Source organism: Duganella fentianensis (assembly GCF_964031615.1).
In the GTDB taxonomy this organism is placed as follows: Bacteria; Pseudomonadota; Gammaproteobacteria; order Burkholderiales; family Burkholderiaceae_D; genus Rugamonas; species Rugamonas fentianensis_A.
In genome coordinates this window covers 336,783-359,339 of record NZ_CAXIQN010000019.1, presented here as the reverse complement: position 1 = coordinate 359,339, position 22,557 = coordinate 336,783, and the positions used below count along the sequence as shown (strand labels likewise).

Here is a 22,557-nt window from a genome sequence, read left to right as displayed (position 1 = left end):
GTCAAGGTGTCTCGCGTGGCCAGAGTTTCTTGAGCTTGTACCACAGCGTGCGTTCGCTGATATCGAGCGCCGCCGCTGCGCGCGGCTTGTTACCGCCAGCCTCGCGCAAGGCGTGCTCGATCAGGCGTGCTTCGAACTGTTCCACCGCTGGTCCCAGCGGCCCGACCGGCACTGGCTGCACGACACTGCTGACGGGGGGACTGGTCTGTAGCGAAAAGTGGCTGGCGCGGGGCGCTGCGCCGCCGCTCAGTACCAGCGCCCGCTCCATCACGTTCTGCAATTCGCGTACATTGCCGGGCCAGTCGTACGCCTGCAGCGCCGCCAGCACGGCGTCGTCCAGCATGGCTTCTTGGCTGCCGCGGTAGCCGAACTTGCGGGCGAAGTGGCGCGCCAGCGCAGGAATATCGTCCTTGCGTTCGCGCAAGGGCGGCAAGGCAACAGGAAACACATTCAGGCGATAGTACAGATCCTCGCGCAGCGTGCCTTCGCGCACGGCATCGAGCGGCTTGCGGTTGGTGGCAGCGATGATGCGCAGATCGAGCTCCTGCCGGCGGTTGCTGCCCAGCCTTTCTATCATATTGTCCTGCAGGAAGCGCAACAGCTTGGTCTGCAGCGCCATCGGCATTTCCGTCATTTCGTCAAGAAAGACCGTGCCCTCGTTCGCCAGTTCGAATTTGCCGATGCGGTCCTTCAGCGCGCCCGTGAAAGCGCCCTTGTCGTAGCCGAACAGCTCTGCCTCCAGCATTTCGGCCGGTATCGCGGCGCAGTTGATCGGCACGAACAGCTTGTCGCGCCGGGGTGAAGCGTTATGGATGGCGCGCGCGGCCAGCTCCTTGCCGGTGCCCGTCTCGCCGGCAATCATGACGGATGCCTTGGTGGGTGCGACCTGCTGTATCAGGTTGTAGACTTCGCGCATGGGGGCGCTGGTGCCGACAAATTCGTCCCAGCCACGGTTGATCTCTTCGCGCATGAAACGGTTCTGGCGCTGCAATGCCGCTTCGCCCAGGGTGCGCGCAATCGCCAGCTCCAGCGCTTCCAGATCGAATGGCCGCAAGATGTAATCACTTGCCCCGTAGCGCATGGCTTCCACGGCCGACTGCACCGTGCCGTGCGCCGTGATGACGATGACCGGCACCTGATTGCCTTCTTCGCGCAAGGCGCGCAGCAGCCCCATGCCGTCCAGTTCCGGCATACGCATATCGGTCAGCACCAGATCGACCGGGTGGGCCGCCAGTTGCACCAGCGCTTCGCGCCCGTTGGCAGCGCCATACACCACATGGCCGGCATTGCGCAGCATGATTTCCAGCACACGGCGCATATTCGGTTCGTCATCGACGACGAGGACATAACGTTGATGCAGCATTACTCTCCATTCATGAGGATCTGGCGCGGCAGGCGGATGATGAAGCGCGCGCCGCCCGAGCGCCCCGCATCGACACTGATCTCGCCTGCATGCGCCTGGATGATTTGCTGGACGATGGCCAGCCCCAGCCCGACTCCGCCTTCGCGCCGGAAGAAGAAGGCTTCGAACACGCGGCTGCGGTCGGCCGGCGCAATACCGGGGCCATCGTCTTCCATTTCAACTTGCAGGCGGTGACCGTCCAGCACTGTGCTGATCCGGATAGCGCCACCCTGCGCCATCACCTGCATGGCATTATGCAGCAGGTTGAGCAGCACCTGGGTCAGCTGTTCGCTATCGCCATCCAGCCACGGATCAGCCGCCTGCAGTGCTTCCTCGATGACGATGGCGCGCTGTTCCAGCTGATTGGCCAGCAAGCTGGCAGCATGACGGATCAGCTGGTGCAGATCGCAGCGCGCCATGTAGAGCGGGCGCGCCCGTGCGCTATCGAGCATGGCCGATACCAGATTGTTCAGGCGCGCCGTCTCGCTTTCGATAAAGCCCAGTAATTCCTTGCCCTGTTCGCTAATCTTCTGCTCGCGCCGCAGCATCTGCGCCGACGAACGCAAGATGCCCAGCGGGGTGCGTACTTCGTGGATGATCACCGCCGCCATTTCGCCGATCACAGCCAGTTTGGCCGTCTTGACCAGCCGCCCCCGCGCCTGATCGATATCGCGCATCATCTGCCCGTAGGCGTTGCCCAGCTCGCCCAGCTCGCCCTGTGCAAGCGGCGGCGGCATCTGCACATCCTGCCCGAGCTGGTAACTGCGGGTGTAGGCCGTCAGGGCCACGATAGGGTCGGCGATGGTGGCGCTGATCTTGCGCGCAGCCACCACAGTCGCCAGTACGAGCAGCAGCAATATGGCCAGCGACATCAGCGCCATATTCCGCACCGGCGCCAGCGCCAGCGCGCTTTCCTGCAGTACCAGCACGCTCAGCCCCACCCCGCTAAAGCCGGCATACACGGGCGAACGCCCCAGTCCGGCCAGTACCTGATGCATCTGCGGGTCCGGCCCGGCATGCACGAAAGCGCTTTCGCCCAGCTTGTCCAGTTGCCAGTCGGCCAACTGCAAGCCCGGCCGCACGGCTAACCCGCCCAGCGTACCGGCCGAAGCCAGCACGCTGCCATCGCTATCGAGCAGCAGCACAGCATGGCCCTGTGCAGCGTGACTGAGCAGCTCCTGCACCGGCTGCCAGTCTACGGCCAGCACCAGCTCGCCCTGCCGGCTGGCACTGTACTGGTTGTAGAGCGCCACACGGATACGTAGCATGGCCTCGGCCGGACGTTCCAGCACCAGTTGCGCGCCTGCCAGCTCGACCTGCTTCCAGACGGGGGCCAGCGCCAGCGTCTGCCCCAGTGCGCCGGCATCACTGCTGGCGACCACCTGCTGCTGGTTGTTCAGCACATCCAGACGGCGGTACACACCGCCATAGCCTACCTGTAATTTGGCAAGAAAATTGCTTAGACGTTTGTCGACGTCCTGCACCTGCACGTCCTGCATCACTTCAAACGTGCTCCAGGCGGCACCATTCTGCAAACGTTCGAACAGGATTTTATTGACATCGGCAGCGACCGCGTGGGCCTGATTGACCAGCCCCCGTTCGATCTCGTCCTGCATGGACTGACGCGCTTTGAAAAATGCCAGCGCGGCCAGCACCATGGCTGGTACCAGGCCGAGCAGAAGGAAGGCGCGCAACAAGGTCGTTCTGATATTCACTGGTCTAGTGTACGATGACTGTATGAAACAAGGAAAGCAAATGGCGTTCCACGCAATGAAAAAAATTCGCGCCAGCCTGAAGGGGAGCGCGGCGGGATCGGCGATCGCAGCGCTGCTGGCTGGCGCCGCCCTGCCCGCACTGGCCCAGCAGGACAGTAGCAGCCATGGCTATGTGCTGGGCGACGGGCTGGAACTGGGCCGTACCGGCGTGCGGGTGGGCGGCTATGCGTCGGCCCAGTGGCAGCAGATGGACTACGAAAAGACGCCAGCTTCGGTCAGCCATTTCAGCCTGTTTCTGTGGTCCGACATCGGCCCCCGCCTGAAATTCTTCACTGAATGGGACAATCAGGAAAATCACACGGCCGACCATGACCACGAATACGAACGCGAGGGTAGCCGCTTCCTGTCAGTCGAACGGCTCTACCTCGACTACAGCTTCAGCGACAATCTGACCCTGCGCGCCGGCAAATTCCTCACCCCGATCGGACGCTGGAATCAGGTGCATGCCGATCCGCTAGTCTGGACCACTGCCCGCCCCCTGCTGACGCGCGACCTGTTTCCGGACAATGTGACGGGCGTCATGGCCATGGGCAGCGCCGAACTGGGCGGGCGCAGCGTCGAATATATGCTCTACCACTCGGCCGGCAGCCAGCTGCAGCCCGATCCCACCCAGACCCCGTTCGACCATGCCTATGGTGGCCGGCTGGTCGTGCCGGTCGGCGACACCCTGCAACTGGGGCTGTCGATGGCACGCTTCGAACAGAACCCCGGCCGCCCCGGCCCCTTCTGGAAACATGGCGAATACAAGCGCTTGCTGGCGCTCGATTTCATGTGGGCCAGACACGGCTACGAATTCAGCGGCGAAGCGCTAAGACGCCAGTCCAGCGCCGGCGCCGTGCACAGCGACCACGGCAGCTTCGTGCAGGCGGTGCTGCCGGTACACGGTTCGGTCAGCGCCGTTGCGCGACTGGAACACATCAGCATGCCCATGATGAAGCGGCCACTGCAGCGCAAAGTCATAGGGCTGAACTACCGCTATAGCCGCGCCGTCTCGATCAAACTGGAAAACATCCACGACAGCGGTCCGGAAGGCGCGCGCAGCGGCCTGCTGGCGTCGGCGAGCGTGCTGTTCTGATGCGCCGGCGCTTACTCATACGCCTGCTGCTGGCAGCACTGACAGTACTAGGCCCTGCCGCCGTGCAGGCCGCCCCGGATGAGCCGGCCTTAGCCATTGTCATGGCCAGCGGCGCCACGCCGCCACGGCTGGGACGCGAGCAGGTCGGCCAGATCTTCAAGCACAGAAAGCGCTACTGGGACGATGGCAGCCGCATCCAGGCCGTCAACTTGCCTGCCAGCCACCCGCTGCGGCGCAGCTTCACCCAGCAGATCTATGGCCGCAATCCGGAAGAGCTGGAAGACTACTGGCGCGACCAGTATTTCCACGGCGTGTTACCACCCTTTGTACTGGCCTCGGAAGAAGCTGTGATCCGTCTGGTGGCCAGCACACCGGGGGCGATCGGCTATATTTCCGTGTGCAATGTCGATCATCGCGTCAGCGTACTGCTGCGGCTGGAAGGCAGTAGTAGCTGCAGCCACTAGCGACTGCAAACTCTGCTGACAGAATTTGCAGTGTCCTGCAGATTCTGGCGCGCTAGCGGCAGCGCAATCCGCCTCGCGGGCTGGCACCGTTTTTGCGTTCAGTAATGGCACCAGGCACGGCATCAGCATGTGCCGCCATCCACGGAAACCGCCATGCTAGTCCACCACTTTGCCTCCGATCCCCACAGCGGACCTGCAGCCAGCGTCACCCCCCTGCCTGATCTGCCAGCGCTGGGACAGGGCTTGCGTCGCCTGACCGGCCTGAGCGAATATGCCAGTACCGACTATTTCCCCTCCAGCTCACAGGCCCATCTACATGCCTTGCGGCTAGCCCGCCTGAACTGCGCAGGCCACCTGGCCGGTAACGACCATCATCTGGTGGCCTATTGTTCCGACATGGCGCATGGCAGCATCGCGCTGGCTTTCGAACAGGCCGGCTACGATGCCGCCGCCCTGCGCCAGATCGCCACCGACGGCGCCGGACGCCTACGCTGCGATCTGCTGCAGGCCGCCGTGCGCGCCGACCGCGATGCCGGACTGCAGCCCTTCTTCCTGTGCGGGGCGGCAGGTAATAGCGAAAACGGCACGGTCGACGCGCTGGGACGACTGGCCGCCATCGCCCGTGACGAAAACATGTGGCTGCATCTGGATGCCAGCTACGGTGCGCTGGCAAGACTGGCACCGGATCTGGCACCGTTGCTGGGTGGCATGGAACAGGCCGGCTCGCTGAGCTTCGATCTGTACCGCTGGGGACTGCAGCCTTATCCCACAGCAATTCTGTTCAGCCGTCCACCGTCCAGTGGCGTCGTGAGCGCACGCCGGCCCGCTACACCGGATCTGGCCGCCCAGTTGGCGACCAGTCTGCGTGCGTTGGCACAGTGGCAGCAGCTGGCCTTACCAGCAAGCGAGCTGGGGAGGCAGCTTTCGCGCTGCTGCGCGCTGGCACGCCGCTTCGGGCTGGCAGTACAGCAGCAAGCGGCACTCGAATTACTGCTGCCGGTGACGCTGAATGTGGTCTGCCTGCGCTATGCCGCTGGCGCATCCGATGCACTGAACCAGACCATCGTCGCCAGCCTGCAGGGCACTAGCCCCTGCGCCATCAGCAGCTGCAGAATCGGACAGCAACTGGCCATACGGGTCGCAGTGCAGGATGCCAGCCTGACGCCGGAACAGCTGGATCAGTTGCTGGCTGCACTGCTGGCAGCGGCTAGTTCGCCCCGCCGCGCCAGCACCCAGGCCAGCCTAAGCGCTTGAATTTTAATAAATATTTCTCTGAAGACAGGAGCTGCGAACTGAAAAAAAGCCGTAGCGCAGCAATGGCTGCCCTTTAATTATCCGCGCGGCTGCCGTTATACCAGACAGTAGCGGCAAAAAAATTGCTGCAGGCAGTTGCACTGTGCAGCACGCCGCATGGCCACACTTTTAGGAAAGAGCACGCGATGAAACTCACTCCGATTACTAGCCCGAACGGTCAAACCTGGACGAGCGAAGTCAAGGCAGCCGAGCCATCCCCCGCCGTTGTTTCTGCCGAGGCCGCTCCTGCCGAATCCAGCCCTGCTGCGCCGGCCACTGCCGTAACACTGGACAAGAACCAGCTAAAGAATTCAGTCGACGCCATCAACCGTTACCTGAAAGATAACAGCGAAGTGCAGTTCAGCATCGACGACAGCAGTGGCGCGTCTGTCATCAAGGTGGTCGACACGGAGACCAAGAAAATTTTGCGCCAGTTCCCGTCGCAGCAGGCACTCGATATCAGCAAGGACCTGCAGAGCAAAACCGGCCTGCTCCTGAAAGGACAGGCCTGAAGCGCAGGTTCAGCCGTATGGTGTGTAGGTAAAACCCTGTCCGATGGTGGCCGCCAGCGTGCTGACGTTTTCGGCACTCTCGCCGAAATAGGCCAGCACCTGCGCCTGGGTGCCGCCACCGTTATCCATGTAGTTGAGCCAGAAAGCCACGCCACCCGCATCGCCGGAACGGTGCAGCACGTTCTGGTATAGCTTGTCGATAAAGGCGGCATTGCTCAGATTCGTGCCATACATGTCAGTGAATTCCTTGCTGGTGACAAAATAGCCGGCCACTTCGTTGAGCGACATACCTTTGTCCATCTGATAGATCCAGAATCCCACCCCGCCGCTATCGGGCGTGCGATTGAATGCGGCCTGATACAACCGGTAAGCCTGCCCACCCACGCCGCTGATATCCAGCGCCAGAGTGGTGTCGGCAAACTGTAGCCGTTCGATATTCGTCAGCGTATCGCTGCCTTCCGCACCCGTCTTATCCGTCAGCGTATAACCATTGCCACTCGCCACCACCGTGTAATCGGCGCGGTTACCGTGATACAGCACTTTGTCGATGCCGGCACCACCATCGATCTGGTCGTTGCCCGCACTATTGACCAGTACCTCGCTGGCAGCAGTACCGCTGTACACCCCGGCCACTAATCCGGTCGCGGCACTGGCCACGTTCTCCGCATAGCCCGAGCCATCGGTATAGGACAGTTGCACGCTGATGGCCGCACCGGCCTGCGCCGTGCCCAGCGTCAGGGTATTGCCGGTCGCGCCACTGATCGCCACGCCGTTGGCCAGCCACTGGTAGCTGAATGCCCCCAGTCCATCCGCATCTCCCAGTGTGTTCTGCGCCGTCAGGGTCTGGCCCGTCTGCGCAGTACCGCTGATGGTCACGCTTCCGCTCGCAACATGATTGGCTGCCACAGTGGTAAAGCTCGCCGTCACACCGGCATAGGCGTTACCGGCAGTATCGCTCAGCGCAGTCGCGCCGATCACCAGCTTGTAGCCGCTGCCCAGTGCCAGATCGCTGGCCGGATTGATGGTCAGCGTCGTACCGCTGAGGGTAACGCCACTGCTGGCGGCAGTAAAAGTCTCCACTAGCTCGCCGGCGGCAGTCTGTAACTGTATGCTGCCGCTACCGAACTTGATGCTTTCACTAAACGTCAATACCAGATTGGCCGTCGTCGCCACCTTGCTGGCGCCATTGGCCGGGGTGCTGCTCACCAGCGTAGGCGCCAGCGTGTCGCCGAAATAGGTGGTCAGATCGACCGTGCTGCGGCCACTGTTGAAGAGCAGCTTTTCAATGTTGTACAGCTTGGCATGCAGCACTGAGCTGGCGCCGGAAACGCTATCCACCGTGATCGAACCGTCACTCTGCTGCGCCAGCACATAATCGCTCAGCTTGGAGGTACCCAGATTCAGCGTATCGACTCCCGCCAGTCCATCCAGCGTGAAATTGCCTGCCTGTACCACGGTCCAGGAATCATTATTGGCTGTGCCAAAAATTGTTGCCATCTACTACCTCCACTGATTTCGACGCATGCGTCCGGTTAACTCATCTACACTACGTCGTAGCAAGCTACGTGCCTGACTTCCCGCAAGGCTAGGCGCAGCTTTCCGGCACTGCAATATCTTGCACACTGCAAGTTTTGTCGGCAATTATTGCAGCATTCCACGCACTGCGCCGGCAATCTGTTGCTCTAGCGCCCGGATTGTTTCCGCCGCTTGCCTTTCTTCCTCCGTGGCATCAAAATTGCTTGAATCAAAGCAAGATCAACCTCTGCTGCCATCCCATGCCAAGCACAACTTCCCGCTGGCGCCGCCGTGCGCTGTGTATTCTTGCCCTGAGCGGTCTGCTGCCGCTAGTTCAGGCCGCGCCACTTGAAGCGGGCAGTGCTGCGCCCGACTTTAATCTGACAGGGGCTCAAGGCCCTATCCGGCTGAGCGACTACCGTGGCAAAACCGTCTATCTGGACTTCTGGGCCTCTTGGTGTGGCCCCTGCAAGCAATCGTTTCCATGGATGAACGAGATGCAAGCCCGTTACGGCGCCCAAGGCTTGCAGGTGCTCGCCGTCAATCTCGACGCCAAGGCCGAGGATGCCCGCAACTTTCTGGCCAGCGTACCGGCCCAGTTCACGATCGCCTATGATCCGGCGGGCAGTTCGGCCCAGTTGTACCGCATCAAAGGCATGCCCAGCAGCGTGCTGATCGGCCCGGATGGCAAGGTGCTCAGCGTGCATGCCGGCTTCAATCAGGGCGCACGCGCCGAACTCGAACGTCAGATTACGACTGCACTGGGAGTGTCACCATGAAGCGTTTCATCCTCGCTGGCTGCGTGCTGGCCGTCTGCCTGCAACTGAGCGGCTGCGCCAGCCTCGCGCCGGTACAGCCATGGCAGAAAGGCATACTGGCCAAGCCCGAAATGACCTTCGCTGGCGACAACATCGGCAACGAATTCAATGAACATATCTATTCCAGCCGCGAAGGCGCTTCCGGTGGCAGCGGTGCCAACGGCGGCGGCTGCGGTTGCTATTAAAGGGATGCCTGCATGAGCCAGAACTCCACCCGCAGCCTGCTCGCCGCCGCCCTCAGCCTGCCCCTGTTATCGGCACAGGCCGAAGCGCCGCCGGAAAACGGTACGCTGGCATTCAAATACCTCGACTATCAGGACAGTCAGCCGGGCGCCAACCGCGTGCGGGTAACGGCACCGGAAGTCAGCCTGATGACGCCGGTGGGCAGCGCCTGGTCGCTCAGTGCCAACCATATCGTCGACAGCATCACGGGCGCCTCGCCAGCCTACCACACGGAAGCGCTGACCCGTCTGCACGACCAGCGCCGCGCTACCGATGTCAGTGTCACGCATTACACGGACTTGACTACTGCCACTATCGGCGCCAGCTATTCGGCCGAGGCGGATTACGTCTCGCGCGGGCTGAGTCTGGCCGGCACCTTGTCGACCGAAGACAAGAACACCACGTGGAATGCCGGCATCAACATACTGCGCGATACCATAGACCCTAGCAACCAGCTCGTCAGCAACGAACGCAAGCGCGTCACCGACATGTCGCTGGGCTGGACGCAGGTGCTGAGCACGCACGATCTGGCGCAGTTGCTGCTGGGCGTATCCCGGGGCCAGGGCTACTATAGCGATCCCTATAAGATCTTTGACCAGCGGCCCCGTACGCGTAACCATGAAACCTTGCTGCTGCGCTGGAACCATCATCTGGAGGCTAGCGGCGGCACGAGTCGTCTGAGCTACCGTTACTATCAGGATAGCTTCGCCATCCGCGCCCATACGCTGACGGCAGAATATGTCCAGCCGCTGGCGGGCGGATGGACGCTGACGCCGCAAGTGCGGCTGTACAGCCAGAGTGCGGCCGAGTTTTATGTCGAGCATGACAGCAACTTCGATCCCTTCCCCACTAACCCGCCCGCGTCCGCCGCTTACTACACGGAGGAACAGCGGCTGGCCGCGTTCGGTGCCCGTACGCTGGGCCTGACGGTGAGCAGGAAGCTGGGCCTGTGGAGCGTGGATCTGCGCGCCCAGCACTACGAACAGCGCAGCAACTGGGCGTGGTCGGCTAGCGGCAGCCGCAATCTGGCACCGTTCCGCGCCCGCATCCTGCAGTTCGCACTGACGCGCCAGTTCTGAGGCGATGCACTGACGTCATGGAGATTTTCCGCCTGCCCTTTGCTGCCATGGCCAGCCAGTGCGAAATCGTGCTGGCCGCCAGCGATCTGGCCAGCGCACAGGCGCTGGCCGCGGCTGCGATGGCGGAAGTCGCGCGCATCGAGCACAAGTATTCACGCTACCGCAGCAACAGCATCGTGGCGCAGATCAATCAGGCAGCGGGCCAGTCGGCGGTCAACTGCGACGAAGAAACTTTGGCACTTCTGCAATTTGCCGACCAGCTATACCAGCATAGCGATGGTCTGTTCGATCTCACCTCCGGCGTGCTGCGGCAAGTATGGGATTTTCGCCAGCCGCGCCTGCCCGATCCATCCGCGCTGGCAGATACCCTGACACTGATTGGCTGGCAGCGCGTGCAGCGCGCGGGCGACAGCGTCTATCTGCCGCAGGCCGGCATGCAGCTCGATTTCGGCGGCTTCGGCAAAGAGTATGCCGCCGACCGCGCCGCCGATGTACTGCGCCAGCATGGCGTGCAGTATGGCTATATCAATCTGGCAGGCGACTTCCGCATCCTCGGTCCCCGTCCGAATGGCACACCATGGCAGATCGGCATACAGGACCCGCGCCAGCGCGAACGCATCATCGCCAGCATTCCCGTGCTGCAGGGGGCGCTCACCACCAGCGGCGACTATGAACGCTTTTTCGAACTGGATGGCAGGCGCTACTGCCACATTCTCGATCCGCGCGACGGCCAGCCAGTACAGCACTGGCGCAGTGTCACGGTGCTGGCGCCGCTAGCCATCGTGGCAGGGGGTGTTTGCACCATCGCCATGCTGAAGCAGCAACTGGCTATCGACTTTCTTGATGCAAGCGGCTATAGCTATCTGGCCATCGACCAGCAAGGCCGGGCCCATCAGGCAGTACGCCACCAGCCAGCCTAGATCAAGACTTAGTGCCGCCTGCGGCAGGTGCCGCAACACTTTGATCAGCATGGCCGCAACACTGGCGCGCCGAGGCGGCTAATATTTCCTCCAGCCATTGCTTATTTAGTAGCCACCATCTATATTCGGGGTGCAACAAGGTAGTTTGGCCGTTTTTTTACATTTGTCTGGACCTATGAAGCTTTCCGTCGTCATTGTCGATGATTCGGAGATTAACCTCTCCCTGTTCAAGAATTTCGTTGCACGTATCGACGGACTGGATCCGCTATGCTTCAATGTTTCGGCCGAAGCCTTGAACTGGTGCGAGCAACATGGTGCCGACATTGTTATCGTCGATTACATGATGCCTGCGCCGGATGGCATCGAAGTGGTCAAGCGCCTGACCCGTATGCCGCATATGCGCGATGTGCCGGTGATCATGATCACCGCCAACGACCAGAAACAGGTACGGGTAGCGGCGCTGGAATCCGGCGCTACCGACTTCCTCAACAAGCCGGTCGACAAGAGCGAATTCATCGCCCGTATCCGCAATATGGCCACCATGCGGCGCAGCCAGCGCCTGCTGAGCGATCGCGCCGCGCTGCTGGCCGATGAAGTGGCGCAAGCCACCCGCGCCATCGTCGAGCGCGAGCGCGATACCATCGTCCGGCTGAGCCGCGCCGCCGAGTACCGCGACCCCGAGACGGGCAACCACATTCTGCGCATGGCCCATATCGCCCGGCTGGTGGGTGCCGAAATGGGCCTGAGCGCAGCCGATCAGACCTTGCTGCTGGAAGCAGCCCCCATGCACGATATCGGCAAGGTAGGCATCCCCGATCACATCCTGCTGAAGCCGGGCCGGCTCGATCCGGACGAATTCTTCATCATGAAGCAGCACGCGGAAATCGGCTACGCGATCCTGAGCAACAGCCCTTCCCCCATCCTCGATGCGGCCGCCGAAATCGCCCTGTGTCACCATGAAAAATTTGATGGCAGCGGTTATCCGCGTGGCCTGCGCGGACACGAAATTCCCCTGTTCAGCCGTATCGTCGCCGTCTCCGACGTGTTCGACGCGCTGACCTCGGCCCGTCCCTACAAGCGCGCCTGGGAACTGGACCGCGCCCGCAACTTCCTGATCGAAAACAGCGGCAACCATTTCGATCCCGAATGCGTGGCCGCCTTCCTCAAGGTCTGGGATGAAGTGCTGAAGGTGCGCACCCAGATCGGCATCGACCATTGCGACAGCCTAGACAGTAACGATTCCAGCCAACCCGACCCAGCGAGCGCCAGCCATGCAGATCCAGCAAGCCAGCTTTAAACCGGGCGACGACGTCGCCGCCGCCCTAGGACCGCTGAGCGCGATTGCCCCGCAGCTGGTACTGGTGTTTGCTGCACCGCAGTTTTTTGCCACGGAAGCCGGTACCGCCCAGCTGGCTGCACAACTGCAGGCAGCGTTTCCCGCTGCCCAGCTGATAGGCTGCTCGACGGCAGGCGAAATTTCCGGCGCCTGCGTGCAGGAAGGCACGGCCGTGGTCACCGCCGTGCATTTCAACCATGCCCGGATCATCTCGGCTGCCACCGAACTAACGGCACTGGAAGCTTCGTATGCGGCCGGCCAGAAAGTCGGCAAACAGCTGGCCCATCCGGAACTGCGCGGCGTGCTGGTGTTCGCTCCCGGCGTGGCTGTGAATGGTAGCGCACTGGTGGCCGGCATGACGGCTGCGCTGGGTTCCAGCCTGCCCATCATGGGCGGACTGGCGGGCGACAATGGCGCCTTCCAGCAAACATGGACCATAGGAAACGGCGGCATCACGCCACGCGCTGTGGTGGCGGTCGGTCTGGCCGGTGCTGCACTGCAGATCGGCCACGGCTTCTTCGGTGGCTGGCGCGCCTTCGGTCCGGCCCGCTGCGTGACGCGCTGCGAAGGCAATCTGCTATACGAACTCGATAATGAACCGGCGCTGGAAGTGTACAAGCGCTATCTGGGTGACTATGCGCGCGACCTGCCCGCCTCCGGCCTGCTGTTCCCGTTCGAAATGCTGGGCGATGATCTGTCCGAAGTGGGCCTGATCCGCACCATCCTCGGGGTGGACGAAGCCAATGGTTCGCTGCTGCTGGCCGGCGCCATCCATCAGGGCGGCTTCCTGCGCCTGATGCAGGCCTCCACCGATGCCCTGATCGATGGTGCCGAAGTGGCGGCGGAAAAAACCATCAGCATGCAGCAGCCGCAGTCGCCCCATCTGGCGCTACTGGTTTCCTGCGTGGGCCGCAAGCTGGTGATGGGTGACCGGGTGGAAGAAGAAATCGAAGCCGTTACCGCCACGCTGGGCAAACAGGCCAGTGCCACCGGCTTCTATTCGTATGGCGAGATTACCCCGTTCGCACCGGGCGTGGCCTGCGAGGTACACAACCAGACCATGACCATTACCACGATCAGCGAGACCGCATAAGCCGGGCCGGCAACGGCCATCAGGGGAGCCCAGCATTGCAGCATAAGACCTTTCTGCGCCAGTTAAAGCGCACCACCGGCCTCGAGGACACCGAGCAGCTACGCGCGTTTCTGGACGCAGCGCATGCACTGGGGGATATGCCCGAACTACCGGACAGCGTGCGGCGTGGTCTGCAGGGCATGGGCGAGCTGTTCGAGCGCGTGGTACGTACCTACGAACAGTATGACCGCGACCTCGACTTGCGTACCCGCAGTCTGGAACTGAGCTCGCGCGAACTGACCGAAGCCAACACACGCCAGCGCCATGAACTGGCAAGACGCGAAAGTGCCATCGCCCTGCTGCGCGAAACCGCCCAGGCACTGCAGGACGATCCGTCCGGCGCTGACGGACGCGGCGGCGACCTGTACGATGTGGTCGAGCTGATCAACGAACTGGTGCAGCAGCGCCGTGCCGGCGAACAGGCCCTGCGGCAGGCCCAGCGCGCGCTGGAAAACCAGAAGTTCGCGATGGATCAGCATGCCATCATCAGCATCACCGACCCCGATGGCAACATTACCTATGCCAATGAACGCTTCTGCAGCGTGTCCGGCTATACGCGCGAAGAACTGATAGGCGCCAACCACCGCCTGATCAATTCCACCTACCATCCGCCAGAATTCTTTGCCAATCTGTGGGACACCATACGCTCCGGCCGCGTGTGGGACAATCAGGTCTGCAACCGCGCCAAGAATGGCAGCCTGTACTGGGTGCATGCCACCATCGTGCCCTTCCTCGACGAGCATGGCAAGCCTTACCAGTATGTTGCCATCCGTACGGATATCACGGCGCACCACGAACTGATGGAACGCCTGCAGGAACAGCTGCACTTCGTGGAAGAGCTGTTCGAAGCCATTCCCCTGCCCGTGTACGTCAAAGACGCCCAGCGCCGCTACCAGCAGGTCAATCCCGCCTTCGAACATTTCTTCAACGTCAAGCGCGCCGACATTCTGGGCAAGACGGTGCACGACTTGCTGACGCCGGCAGGCGCTGCCATGCACGATGCCTACGATAGCCGCCTGTTTGCCGGCGAGGAACTGCAGAAATTCGAAGCGCTGATCCCCACCGCCGATGGGCGCCAGCGCGAAGGCATCTACCAGAAGGCCTTGCTGACCCGCCCGGATGGCGAGGTGGCCGGACTGGTCGGCACCATCGCCGATATCACGGAGCGCAAGAATCTGGAGCGCGAAGCCCTGCTGGCCAAGGAAGCGGCCGAAGCAGCCACCCGTGCCAAGAGCGATTTTCTGGCCAATATGAGCCACGAAATCCGCACCCCGATGAACAGCATTCTGGGCATGACGGAACTGGCACTCGATACCAGCCTGACGCCGGAACAGCGCGAATACCTGACTATCAGCAAATCTTCCACGGAAGCCCTGCTGACCATCATTAACGACATCCTGGACTTTTCCAAAATTGAAGCGGGCAAACTGAAAATCGATGAAGCCCGCTTCGATCTACAGGACATGGTGGGCAACACGCTCAAGGTGCTGGCCGAGCAGGAAAGCAGCAAACGGCTGGAATTCGGCTGCTATATCGCACCGGAAGTACCGGCCTATGTGGTCGGCGACGGCGGCCGCCTGCGCCAGATTCTGATGAATCTGGTTGGCAATGCCATCAAGTTCACCCGTCAGGGCGAAGTCATCGTTCGGGTAGAACTGGCCGAACGCTACGACGACCATGGCACGCTGCATTTCTCGGTCCGCGATAGCGGCATCGGTATTCCTGCCGCCAAACAGGCCGCCATCTTCGAAGCGTTCGAACAGGCCGACACCTCGACCACGCGCCACTACGGCGGCACGGGGCTGGGCCTGACCATCTCCAGTTATCTGGTCTCGCTGATGGGCGGGCGCATCTGGGTCAACAGCGTGGAAGGCGTGGGCAGTACCTTCCATTTCACCGCACAGTTCAGCTGTCCCGGCAGCGATACCCCGCCCCGCCTGTCCAGCCGTCTCGGTGCACTCGCTCAGCGCCATGTGCTGCTCGTGGTCGGCAACGATAGCTGCCGCCAGATTCTGGCCGATACGCTGGTGCAGTGGCAGGTGCGGGTCACCGCCGTCAGCAGCGGCGCTGCCGCTCTGGATCTGTTGCGCCAGCCGGACAGCGGGTACGACTGCGTGCTGCTGGACGCCCTGCTGCATGACCAGCACAGTGCCGAAACGGCAGCCGCGATTAACCTGCTGCCCGTTGCGCAGCGCGCGCCGGTGGTCGTGATGGCGCCGACGGCCAGCCTGAGTAGCGAGCGCTGGCAGCAGGTCAGCATCAACCAGATCATCACCAAGCCGGTACTGCAGGGTGATCTGGCCAACGCTATCCTGCTGGCCATCGGCGCCGAGCCACTGCAGCCGCTGCAGCCGCTCGTTGCGGGCGAAGGCGCAGCGCAGATACGCCAGCTGGCACCGCTCGACATCCTGCTGGTGGAAGATCATCCATCCAACCAGCGCCTCGCCATCACCCTGCTGGAGCGCTGGGGCAACCGCATCACGCTGGCGCAGGATGGGCGCGAGGCACTCGACAAGCTATCTAGCCAGCGCTTCGATCTGGTACTGATGGATATGCAGATGCCGGTGATCGACGGGCTGGAAGCCACGCGTATCTTCCGCGCGCAGGAACAGGGGGCGCGCACGCCCATCATCGCCATGACCGCCAATGCCATGCAGGGCGACAAGGAGCGCTGTCTGGCGGCCGGTATGGATGGCTATCTGACCAAACCATTCAAGCGCGACCAGCTGCGCGCCGTACTCGAGCTATACCATCCGCGCCCCGACGAAGCAGCCAGCTTCGACTACGCCAAGGCGCTGCGCGAAACTGAACAGGAAGTGCTGGAGATCGTCGGTGAACAGGCGCTGGAAATCTTCCCGCAGGATTTCGCTTCGCTGCGCGCAGCCGTCGCAGCCGGGGATCAAGCCACGGTTACCCGTATGGCGCACTCGATCAAGGGCAATGCGGCGATCTTCTACGCCCAGCCACTGGCCGACATGGCCAACCAGATCGAACAGGGGCTGGCGGGCAGCCAGCTGGAACCCCGTATCGACGCCATGGAGCAGGAGTTCGCGCTGCTAGCGCAGGCGCTGCGCAGCGCGCTGGGACTGCACTAGGGCGTTACCAGCAGCGGGCCGGCGGCGCCTGGGGATGGGCAGCGCACGGCAGCCGGCTAGCGTTGTGCGCGCCAGCCGAGATCCGCTTTAGCGGTGCTTGGGCTCGTCGATCGACCAGATCTCGTGCGCATCCAGCCGCACCCGGGCTTCCGCCTGTAGCGCATCGATCTGCGCACTTTGCGCTGCCAGCAGCGCCTCCAGTGCCAGCCGGCGCCCCGTCAGTGCTTCGGCCAGTGTCAGTTCACCGGCCTGATAGGCGCGCAGCATCAGGCTGGCCTGTTGCTGCGTCTGTTGCGCTACCTGTTCCAGCGTCTGCCACACGGCCACACTGCGCACACCTTCCGTCGCGGCGCGGCGCGCATCGGCGGCCACTTTGCGCTGTACCAGTGCCAGCCGCTCGCGCGCCATGCCAGCCCGCGCTACGGCCGCATCACGCTCGGCCGAACGGACGGCGCCGCCCAGCGGAATCGACAGCGATAGGCCCAGCAGACGTTCTTGCCCATCCCGCTCACGCACGGCACGCAATGACACGGTAGGGTCGGGCATACGCTCGCGCTCCTGGCGGCGCGCCCGCAACTGCGCCAGCTCGGCGCCCGCTTCCGCCAGTTCCACCTCGTGGTTGTCATCGAGTATGCGCGCCTGCAGGGTATCAATTTCGGCATTGCCATATTCCGGCACAGGCAACTGGGTCGCTTGTGGTAGCGGCAGACCACGGTAGTTCAGCTGCAACTGTCCCAGCACCTGTTCCAGTCGCAAGCGCGCCTGCTGCAACTGGGCGCTGACGCGGCCATACTCGGCTTGCGCCTGCAGCAGATCGAGCCGGGCGGCATCGCCCGCCTTGACCCGCTTTTCAACCAGCACCTGCAACTCCAGCGCCAGTTGCTGCTGTTCCTGCCAGCGCGCTACCGCAACTTGCTCGCGTAGTGCTTCGAACCAGTCGGCTAGCAGCGTACGCCCCGCCTCATGCCAGGTGTCAGCGCGCTGGGTGGCGGCGAGCGCCACCGTCTGGGCACCGATCGCTTCATCCTGTCCCGCTTTGCCAAACCAGCGTACGCTACGTTCCAGCCCCAGTTCCTGCTCCAGATAGCGTTCGCCACCCGTGATCCGGCGCTGGCTCTGGCCTGCCCGCAATATCCATTCATGCGGGCCGGCGGCCAGCTTTTTCTGTTCGGCGCGGGCCAGATCGCTCTCCAGCGTACTGGCGCGCAGTTGCGGCAGATCGGCCAGTGTCGCGCGCACTGTCGCATCGGGCGGCAGCAGACTCAGTGCCCCTGCGGCGACCCAGCTACTGTGGCCTGTCAGCCCCACGGCCAGCAGCAAGGCCGGTAAGTGTTTCAGCGCGCGCTTCATGCCAGCCTCCCGAATTCCGTCATGGGCAGCAGCCAGTAGCTGACTTCACTGCTGGGGATCTGCTGCGCCAGCGCAGCGAGCAACTGGCGCAATTGCGCGCCTTCGCCGGCGATCGCCACCTGACGGCTGCGCCGCCGCCCCTGTACCTGTTCCATGGTACTACTGAGGCGCATGCCGCGTCCCATACCTTGCGCCTCCGTTACCGTGTAACCACCGGCCCATTCAGGGTGATCCAGTAAAAAGTCCAGCACATCGTCTTCCAGTGCTGCGGGTAGCGTCAGCGTCAGCAGCGTATCAAATCTCGTCTCAGGTTTCATCGGTCACTCCGGCAGTTCGGGCTTGCGGCGCTACACCAAAGCGCCGGTACAGTATCGGTAGCAGTATCAGGGTCAGCAAAGTGGCGCTCAGCAAACCGCCGATCACCACGATCGCCAGCGGCTTCTGGATTTCCGAGCCGGGGCCCGTTGCCAGCAGCAGCGGCACCAGTCCCAGCGCCGTAATCGAGGCGGTCATCAGCACCGGACGCAAACGGCGCTGGGCGCCCTGCTGCACCACCTGTGCCAGTGCCATGCCCCGCGCCAGCAACTGGTTAAAGCAGGTAATCATCACCAGCCCGTTCAGCACCGCTATCCCCATCAGGGCAATAAAGCCCACGGAGGCCGGCACCGACAGGAACTCGCCGCACACGGCCAGCGCCATCACGCCCCCTATCAGGGCGAACGGAATGTTGACAAACACCAGTGCTGCCTGCCGTACGCTATGCAGCGTGCTAAACAGCAGCAGGAAGATCAGTGCCAGCGCCACGGGCACCACCACCGCCAACCGCGCCGCAGCGCGCTGCTGGTTCTCGAACTGGCCACCCCAGGCCATGCGGTAGCCGGAAGGCAGCTTGACGCTGGCGCCAATGCGGGCCTTGGCTTCATCGACGAAGCCTACCAGATCGCGCCCGTTCACATTGGCGCGCACCACCACCATGCGGCTGCCGTTTTCGCGCTCGACTTTGACGGGGCCATCGACCTGCTGCAAGCGGGCCAGCTGCGACAATGCCACCGCACTGCCATCGGCCAGCGGCAGCTGCAACTGGGCGAAGCGTTCCGGCGCCATGCGCAAGCCTTCCTGCCCCCGCAGCAGCAGCGGCAGGCGACGGCCGCCTTCGACCACCACGCCGGCTATCCGGCCTTCGATCAGGGTACGCAGATCGGCCTGCACCTGCTCCACATTCAGGCCCAGCCGACCGGCCGCCAGCCGGTCCACTTCCACCTGCAGATACTGCACGCCTTCGTTCTTCACGGTCAGCACATCTTCGGCGCCCTGGATAGCCTGCACCTGCTGCACGATCTGTGCCCCCAGCGCATCAAGCTGCGCGGTATCCGGGCCATACACTTTGATGGCCACGTCGCCCCGCACACCAGACAGCATTTCCGAAGTGCGCATTTCGATCGGCTGGGTAAAGCTCAGATTGATGCCGGGGAAGCTGGCCGTGGCCTTGCGCAGCGCTTCCAGCAATTCTTCCTTGTTCCGGCTGCGCCATTGCTCACGGGGCTTGAGCACCATGAAGGTATCGGTCTCATTCAACCCCATCGGGTCCAGCCCCAGTTCATCGGAACCAGCACGCGCCACGATACGCAGCACATCGGGCACCTCGGCCAGGATGGCGCGCTGGATCTCGCTATCGAGGCGCACCGATTCGGCCAGACTGACGGATGGCAGCTTTTCGATCTGCATAATGATGTCGCCTTCGTCCAGCGTCGGCATGAAGGATTTACCCACCACCATGAACAGGCCCAGTGCCACCAGCAGCGCCGCGCCAGCCGCAGCCAGCACTTTGCGTTCGGCCGCCATGGCGCGCTGCAGCCAGCGGGCATACGCCTGTTCCAGATATTGCACCAGCCGGGGCGTGGCATGCTGGTGACTGCCCATCAGCAGCGAAGCCAGTACCGGTATCACTGTCAGCGAACACAATAAGGAGGCCCCTAGCGCGAAGATGATGGTCAGCGCCACCGGCGCGAACAGCTTGCCTTCCAGTCCCTGCAACGACAGCAGCGGCAGGAAGACGATCATGATCACCAGCATACCGGCCGTCACGGGCAGCGCCACTTCGCGCACTGCGCGATAGATCACGTGCAGCCGCGCCATGCCGCGCGCGCCACCATCGCCATGCGCTTCGATATTCTCCACCACCACCACGGCCGCATCGACCAGCATACCGATGGCGATCGCCAGTCCGCCCAGCGACATCAGATTGGCACTCAGTCCATAGCTCTGCATCAGCACGAAGGTGCCCAGTGCTGCCAACGGCAGAATACAGGCCACCACCAGCGCCGAACGCACATTACCAAGGAAAACGTAGAGCAGCACGACTACCAGCACGGTCGCTTCGGCCAGCGCCTTCACGACCGTATTAACGGCGCGTGAAACCAGATTGCCACGGTCATAAAACGGGCTGATGGTGGTGCCTTTCGGCAGCGTCGGCGCCAGTTCGGCCAGCCGGCTGCGTACCTGTGCCAGCACCTGCTGGGCATTCGCGCCCCGCATGGCCAGTACCAGCCCCTGCACCGCTTCGCCGGCACCGTTCTGGCTCACCGCGCCATAACGGGTTAGCTGGCCTTCACGCACAGTGGCGACCTGCCCCAGCGTCACCACCTGCCCTTCGGTACTGCGTACCACGATGGCGCGCACGTCATCAAAAGTACGCACGCTGCCATCACTACGGATCAGCAAGGATTCTTCGCCATCATTCAGCCGGCCTGCGCCATCGCTACGGTTATTCGCTTCCAGCGCCTGCTGCAACTGGGTCAGCGAGATACGGCGTGCTGCCAGCGCAGCCAGATCCGGCACTACCTCGAAGCTGCGTGCCAGTCCGCCCAGTGCATTGACATCGGCCACGCCGGGAATATTGCGCAACTGGGGACGGATCACCCAGTCCAGCAGACTACGCTTCTCCATCTGGCTCAACGGCCCTTCGATGGTGAACATGAAGATTTCGCCCAGCGGCGTGGTGATCGGCGCCAGCCCGCCACTGACGGCAGGCGGCAAATCCTTCATCACACCGGCCAGACGTTCGCTGACCTGCTGGCGCGCCCAGAACACATCGGTCCCTTCTTCAAAGTCCAGCGTAATGTCGGCAATCGCATATTTGGACTGGGAACGCAGCATGGCCTGTTTCGGTATGCCCAGCAACTCCTGCTCGATAGGCGCGACAATCCGGGCTTCCACTTCGCCGGGAGTCATGCCCGGTGCCTTCATGATGATCTTTACCTGGGTACTGGAGACATCGGGAAAAGCGTCAATCGGCAAACCACGGAAAGCCTGCACGCCCGCCGCCATCAGCAGCACGGTCAGCACCAGTACCAGCAGCCGCTGCGCCAGCGACAGTGCAATCAGACGGGCCAGCATTATTTAGCTCCTGCGCCGGGCGCCGCTGCAGCAGCGGCCGCCGCCTCGTGCCCCAGCCCTGCCCAGCTACCCTTGAGCACCACCAGCCCCTTCACCGCCACGGCATCCCCTGCCGCCACCTTGCCCGTCAGGCGCACCAAGTCGCCACCGGCCTGCACTGCCTGTACCGGCGTCGCCATGAAGCCGGCCGCGTTCTGCACGAACACATAGGTTTCGGCACCGCGCCGCACCAGTGCGGCCGCCGGCACCAGCACCCCGGCCGGTGCCGCTGCACCGGCCTTGGCACTCGGTGCCATACGCGCTTCCACGTAGGAGTTCAGCTTCAGGCAATCGCTACTGCCTTGCTGTTCGGCGCGTACCGGCACGCTCTGGTTGGCCGTACTGACGGCAGTCCCGACGGCGATGACGCGGGCGCTACCACAACCCTGTACCATCAGCATCTCGCCCACGCGCAAGCGCTCCGCCTGCGCGCGACTGGCCTGCAACTCGATCCACAGGGGACCCGTGCGACTGATGCGCGCCAGCGGCATGCCCGCTTCGATGCGTGCGCCCGGCTCGGCTGCCAGTTCCAGCAAAGTACCGGCGCGGGGTGCGCGTAATACCAGTTCCGGCGTCAAGGCACGGCTGCGCAACAGCGCGCTGATGGCATGACTATCCCAGCCACCCGCGCGCAGGGCCTGCGCCCGTTCGTCCGCTGCCAGACGGGCCAGCATGGCGGCGCTACGGCTTTCTTCCAGCCGGGCGGCGGCGATAATGCCATCCGCATGCAGGCTGCTATCGCGCTGCGCCCTGGCTTCGGCCAGACTGGCCTGCGTGGCGGCCTGCAGGTAATCGCGCTGGACTTCCAGCCACTGCTGGCTGTACAAGGTCAGCAACGGCGCCCCCTGACGCACACCCTGCAGGCTGCTGGCATGCACCTGCTGCACCACACCGCCATACGGTGCGCTGGCGACCGCTAACAAGGCCGGCGGTGCCACCACCGTGCCAGCCAGTGCCAGATCATTGGCGCCGCCATGGCCGGCCGCTTCGGCACTGGCCGCAACGGCGGCAACCGTGCTGATACCGCTGCGACTACGCTCGGCGGCGCTGATACGGATCTGCTGGCTAGACCGGGGCTCGCTGGCCGCCAGCACGGGACTGGCCGCTAGCGTCGATAGCAGAATTGCCGCTAAG

18 protein-coding genes are annotated in these 22,557 nt (G+C 63.0%); 11 read left to right on the top strand and 7 right to left on the bottom strand.

The genetic code is table 11. The annotated features are described in order from the left end of the window. Position 1: 1 nt before the first annotated feature. Both ABNT42_RS14240 and ABNT42_RS14235 read right to left on the bottom strand, forming a co-directional pair. On the bottom strand, positions 2-1,363 hold the full coding sequence (locus ABNT42_RS14240; RefSeq protein ID WP_348697983.1) for a sigma-54 dependent transcriptional regulator: 1,362 nt from the start codon (positions 1,361-1,363) through the stop codon (positions 2-4). After that, a complete protein-coding gene (locus ABNT42_RS14235) occupies positions 1,363-3,096 on the bottom strand; it encodes an ATP-binding protein (RefSeq protein ID WP_348697981.1) in 1,734 nt (577 codons plus the stop codon). Before ABNT42_RS14235 ends, ABNT42_RS14240 begins: the two co-directional genes overlap by 1 nt. Before the next feature lie 61 nt (positions 3,097-3,157). Between ABNT42_RS14235 and ABNT42_RS14230 the strand changes: the two genes are divergently transcribed. The 4 genes from ABNT42_RS14230 (at position 3,158) to ABNT42_RS14215 (ending at position 6,521) form a co-directional block, all read left to right on the top strand. Further along, positions 3,158-4,252, top strand: a complete 1,095-nt coding sequence (locus tag ABNT42_RS14230) for a hypothetical protein (RefSeq protein ID WP_348697980.1) — start codon at positions 3,158-3,160, stop codon at positions 4,250-4,252. Beyond that, the gene (locus ABNT42_RS14225) at positions 4,252-4,716 is read left to right on the top strand and encodes a hypothetical protein (RefSeq protein WP_348697978.1); all 465 of its coding nucleotides are present in this window, start codon (positions 4,252-4,254) and stop codon (positions 4,714-4,716) included. Before ABNT42_RS14230 ends, ABNT42_RS14225 begins: the two co-directional genes overlap by 1 nt. Positions 4,717-4,869: 153 nt before the next feature. After that, positions 4,870-5,970, top strand: a complete 1,101-nt coding sequence (locus ABNT42_RS14220; protein ID WP_348697976.1) for a pyridoxal-dependent decarboxylase — start codon at positions 4,870-4,872, stop codon at positions 5,968-5,970. A gap of 185 nt (positions 5,971-6,155) precedes the next feature. After that, the gene (locus tag ABNT42_RS14215; protein ID WP_348697974.1) at positions 6,156-6,521 is read left to right on the top strand and encodes a flagellar protein FlaG; all 366 of its coding nucleotides are present in this window, start codon (positions 6,156-6,158) and stop codon (positions 6,519-6,521) included. Between the two features lie 9 nt (positions 6,522-6,530). On the opposite strand, the gene ABNT42_RS14210 is transcribed toward ABNT42_RS14215, so the two are convergent. Then, positions 6,531-8,018, bottom strand: coding sequence for a DUF4214 domain-containing protein (locus ABNT42_RS14210; protein WP_348697972.1), 1,488 nt, complete (start codon positions 8,016-8,018; stop codon positions 6,531-6,533). 278 nt (positions 8,019-8,296) lie between these two features. Between ABNT42_RS14210 and ABNT42_RS14205 the strand changes: the two genes are divergently transcribed. The 7 genes from ABNT42_RS14205 (at position 8,297) to ABNT42_RS14175 (ending at position 16,638) form a co-directional block, all read left to right on the top strand. Next, on the top strand, positions 8,297-8,815 hold the full coding sequence (locus tag ABNT42_RS14205) for a TlpA disulfide reductase family protein (protein ID WP_348697970.1): 519 nt from the start codon (positions 8,297-8,299) through the stop codon (positions 8,813-8,815). Further along, positions 8,812-9,039, top strand: a complete 228-nt coding sequence (locus tag ABNT42_RS14200) for a DUF4266 domain-containing protein (RefSeq protein WP_348697969.1) — start codon at positions 8,812-8,814, stop codon at positions 9,037-9,039. The genes ABNT42_RS14205 and ABNT42_RS14200 overlap by 4 nt, the downstream gene beginning before the upstream one ends. Before the next feature lie 12 nt (positions 9,040-9,051). Continuing rightward, positions 9,052-10,155, top strand: a complete 1,104-nt coding sequence (locus ABNT42_RS14195) for a DUF3570 domain-containing protein (protein ID WP_348697967.1) — start codon at positions 9,052-9,054, stop codon at positions 10,153-10,155. Between the two features lie 17 nt (positions 10,156-10,172). Next, complete coding sequence (locus ABNT42_RS14190; RefSeq protein ID WP_348697965.1) at positions 10,173-11,075, top strand: FAD:protein FMN transferase; 903 nt, start codon at positions 10,173-10,175, stop codon at positions 11,073-11,075. Between the two features lie 175 nt (positions 11,076-11,250). Beyond that, positions 11,251-12,372 carry an HD domain-containing phosphohydrolase gene (locus tag ABNT42_RS14185; protein ID WP_348697963.1) on the top strand — a complete coding sequence of 374 codons (1,122 nt, stop codon included), beginning with the start codon at positions 11,251-11,253 and terminating at the stop codon, positions 12,370-12,372. Continuing rightward, positions 12,347-13,504: an FIST N-terminal domain-containing protein gene (locus ABNT42_RS14180; protein ID WP_348697961.1), complete on the top strand. Its 1,158-nt coding sequence runs from the start codon at positions 12,347-12,349 to the stop codon at positions 13,502-13,504. The genes ABNT42_RS14185 and ABNT42_RS14180 overlap by 26 nt, the downstream gene beginning before the upstream one ends. A gap of 35 nt (positions 13,505-13,539) precedes the next feature. Next, positions 13,540-16,638, top strand: a complete 3,099-nt coding sequence (locus tag ABNT42_RS14175) for a response regulator (protein ID WP_348697959.1) — start codon at positions 13,540-13,542, stop codon at positions 16,636-16,638. Positions 16,639-16,725: 87 nt separating this feature from the next. On the opposite strand, the gene ABNT42_RS14170 is transcribed toward ABNT42_RS14175, so the two are convergent. From ABNT42_RS14170 to ABNT42_RS14155, 4 genes are read right to left on the bottom strand one after another with little or no spacing between them, the layout of a single operon-like run. Next, positions 16,726-17,988 (bottom strand): TolC family protein, encoded by a 1,263-nt coding sequence (locus ABNT42_RS14170; protein WP_348697958.1) that lies wholly within the window; start codon positions 17,986-17,988, stop codon positions 16,726-16,728. Beyond that, complete coding sequence (locus ABNT42_RS14165; RefSeq protein WP_348697956.1) at positions 17,985-18,305, bottom strand: DUF3240 family protein; 321 nt, start codon at positions 18,303-18,305, stop codon at positions 17,985-17,987. Before ABNT42_RS14165 ends, ABNT42_RS14170 begins: the two co-directional genes overlap by 4 nt. Further along, a complete protein-coding gene (locus ABNT42_RS14160; RefSeq protein WP_348697954.1) occupies positions 18,295-21,384 on the bottom strand; it encodes a CusA/CzcA family heavy metal efflux RND transporter in 3,090 nt (1,029 codons plus the stop codon). The genes ABNT42_RS14165 and ABNT42_RS14160 overlap by 11 nt, the downstream gene beginning before the upstream one ends. Then, complete coding sequence (locus ABNT42_RS14155) at positions 21,384-22,517, bottom strand: efflux RND transporter periplasmic adaptor subunit (protein WP_348697952.1); 1,134 nt, start codon at positions 22,515-22,517, stop codon at positions 21,384-21,386. Before ABNT42_RS14155 ends, ABNT42_RS14160 begins: the two co-directional genes overlap by 1 nt. Between the last annotated feature and the right edge of the window lie 40 nt (positions 22,518-22,557).

Coding starts and splice junctions, on each gene's coding strand:
- ABNT42_RS14195 (WP_348697967.1), top strand. CDS start 9,052: ATGAGCCAGAACTCCACCCGCAGCCTGCTCGCCGCCGCCCTCAGCCTG.
- ABNT42_RS14185 (WP_348697963.1), top strand. CDS start 11,251: ATGAAGCTTTCCGTCGTCATTGTCGATGATTCGGAGATTAACCTCTCC.
- ABNT42_RS14225 (WP_348697978.1), top strand. CDS start 4,252: ATGCGCCGGCGCTTACTCATACGCCTGCTGCTGGCAGCACTGACAGTA.
- ABNT42_RS14170 (WP_348697958.1), bottom strand. CDS start 17,988: ATGAAGCGCGCGCTGAAACACTTACCGGCCTTGCTGCTGGCCGTGGGG.
- ABNT42_RS14160 (WP_348697954.1), bottom strand. CDS start 21,384: ATGCTGGCCCGTCTGATTGCACTGTCGCTGGCGCAGCGGCTGCTGGTA.
- ABNT42_RS14210 (WP_348697972.1), bottom strand. CDS start 8,018: ATGGCAACAATTTTTGGCACAGCCAATAATGATTCCTGGACCGTGGTA.
- ABNT42_RS14200 (WP_348697969.1), top strand. CDS start 8,812: ATGAAGCGTTTCATCCTCGCTGGCTGCGTGCTGGCCGTCTGCCTGCAA.
- ABNT42_RS14165 (WP_348697956.1), bottom strand. CDS start 18,305: ATGAAACCTGAGACGAGATTTGATACGCTGCTGACGCTGACGCTACCC.
- ABNT42_RS14220 (WP_348697976.1), top strand. CDS start 4,870: ATGCTAGTCCACCACTTTGCCTCCGATCCCCACAGCGGACCTGCAGCC.
- ABNT42_RS14190 (WP_348697965.1), top strand. CDS start 10,173: ATGGAGATTTTCCGCCTGCCCTTTGCTGCCATGGCCAGCCAGTGCGAA.
- ABNT42_RS14205 (WP_348697970.1), top strand. CDS start 8,297: ATGCCAAGCACAACTTCCCGCTGGCGCCGCCGTGCGCTGTGTATTCTT.
- ABNT42_RS14240 (WP_348697983.1), bottom strand. CDS start 1,363: ATGCTGCATCAACGTTATGTCCTCGTCGTCGATGACGAACCGAATATG.
- ABNT42_RS14215 (WP_348697974.1), top strand. CDS start 6,156: ATGAAACTCACTCCGATTACTAGCCCGAACGGTCAAACCTGGACGAGC.
- ABNT42_RS14230 (WP_348697980.1), top strand. CDS start 3,158: ATGGCGTTCCACGCAATGAAAAAAATTCGCGCCAGCCTGAAGGGGAGC.
- ABNT42_RS14180 (WP_348697961.1), top strand. CDS start 12,347: ATGCAGATCCAGCAAGCCAGCTTTAAACCGGGCGACGACGTCGCCGCC.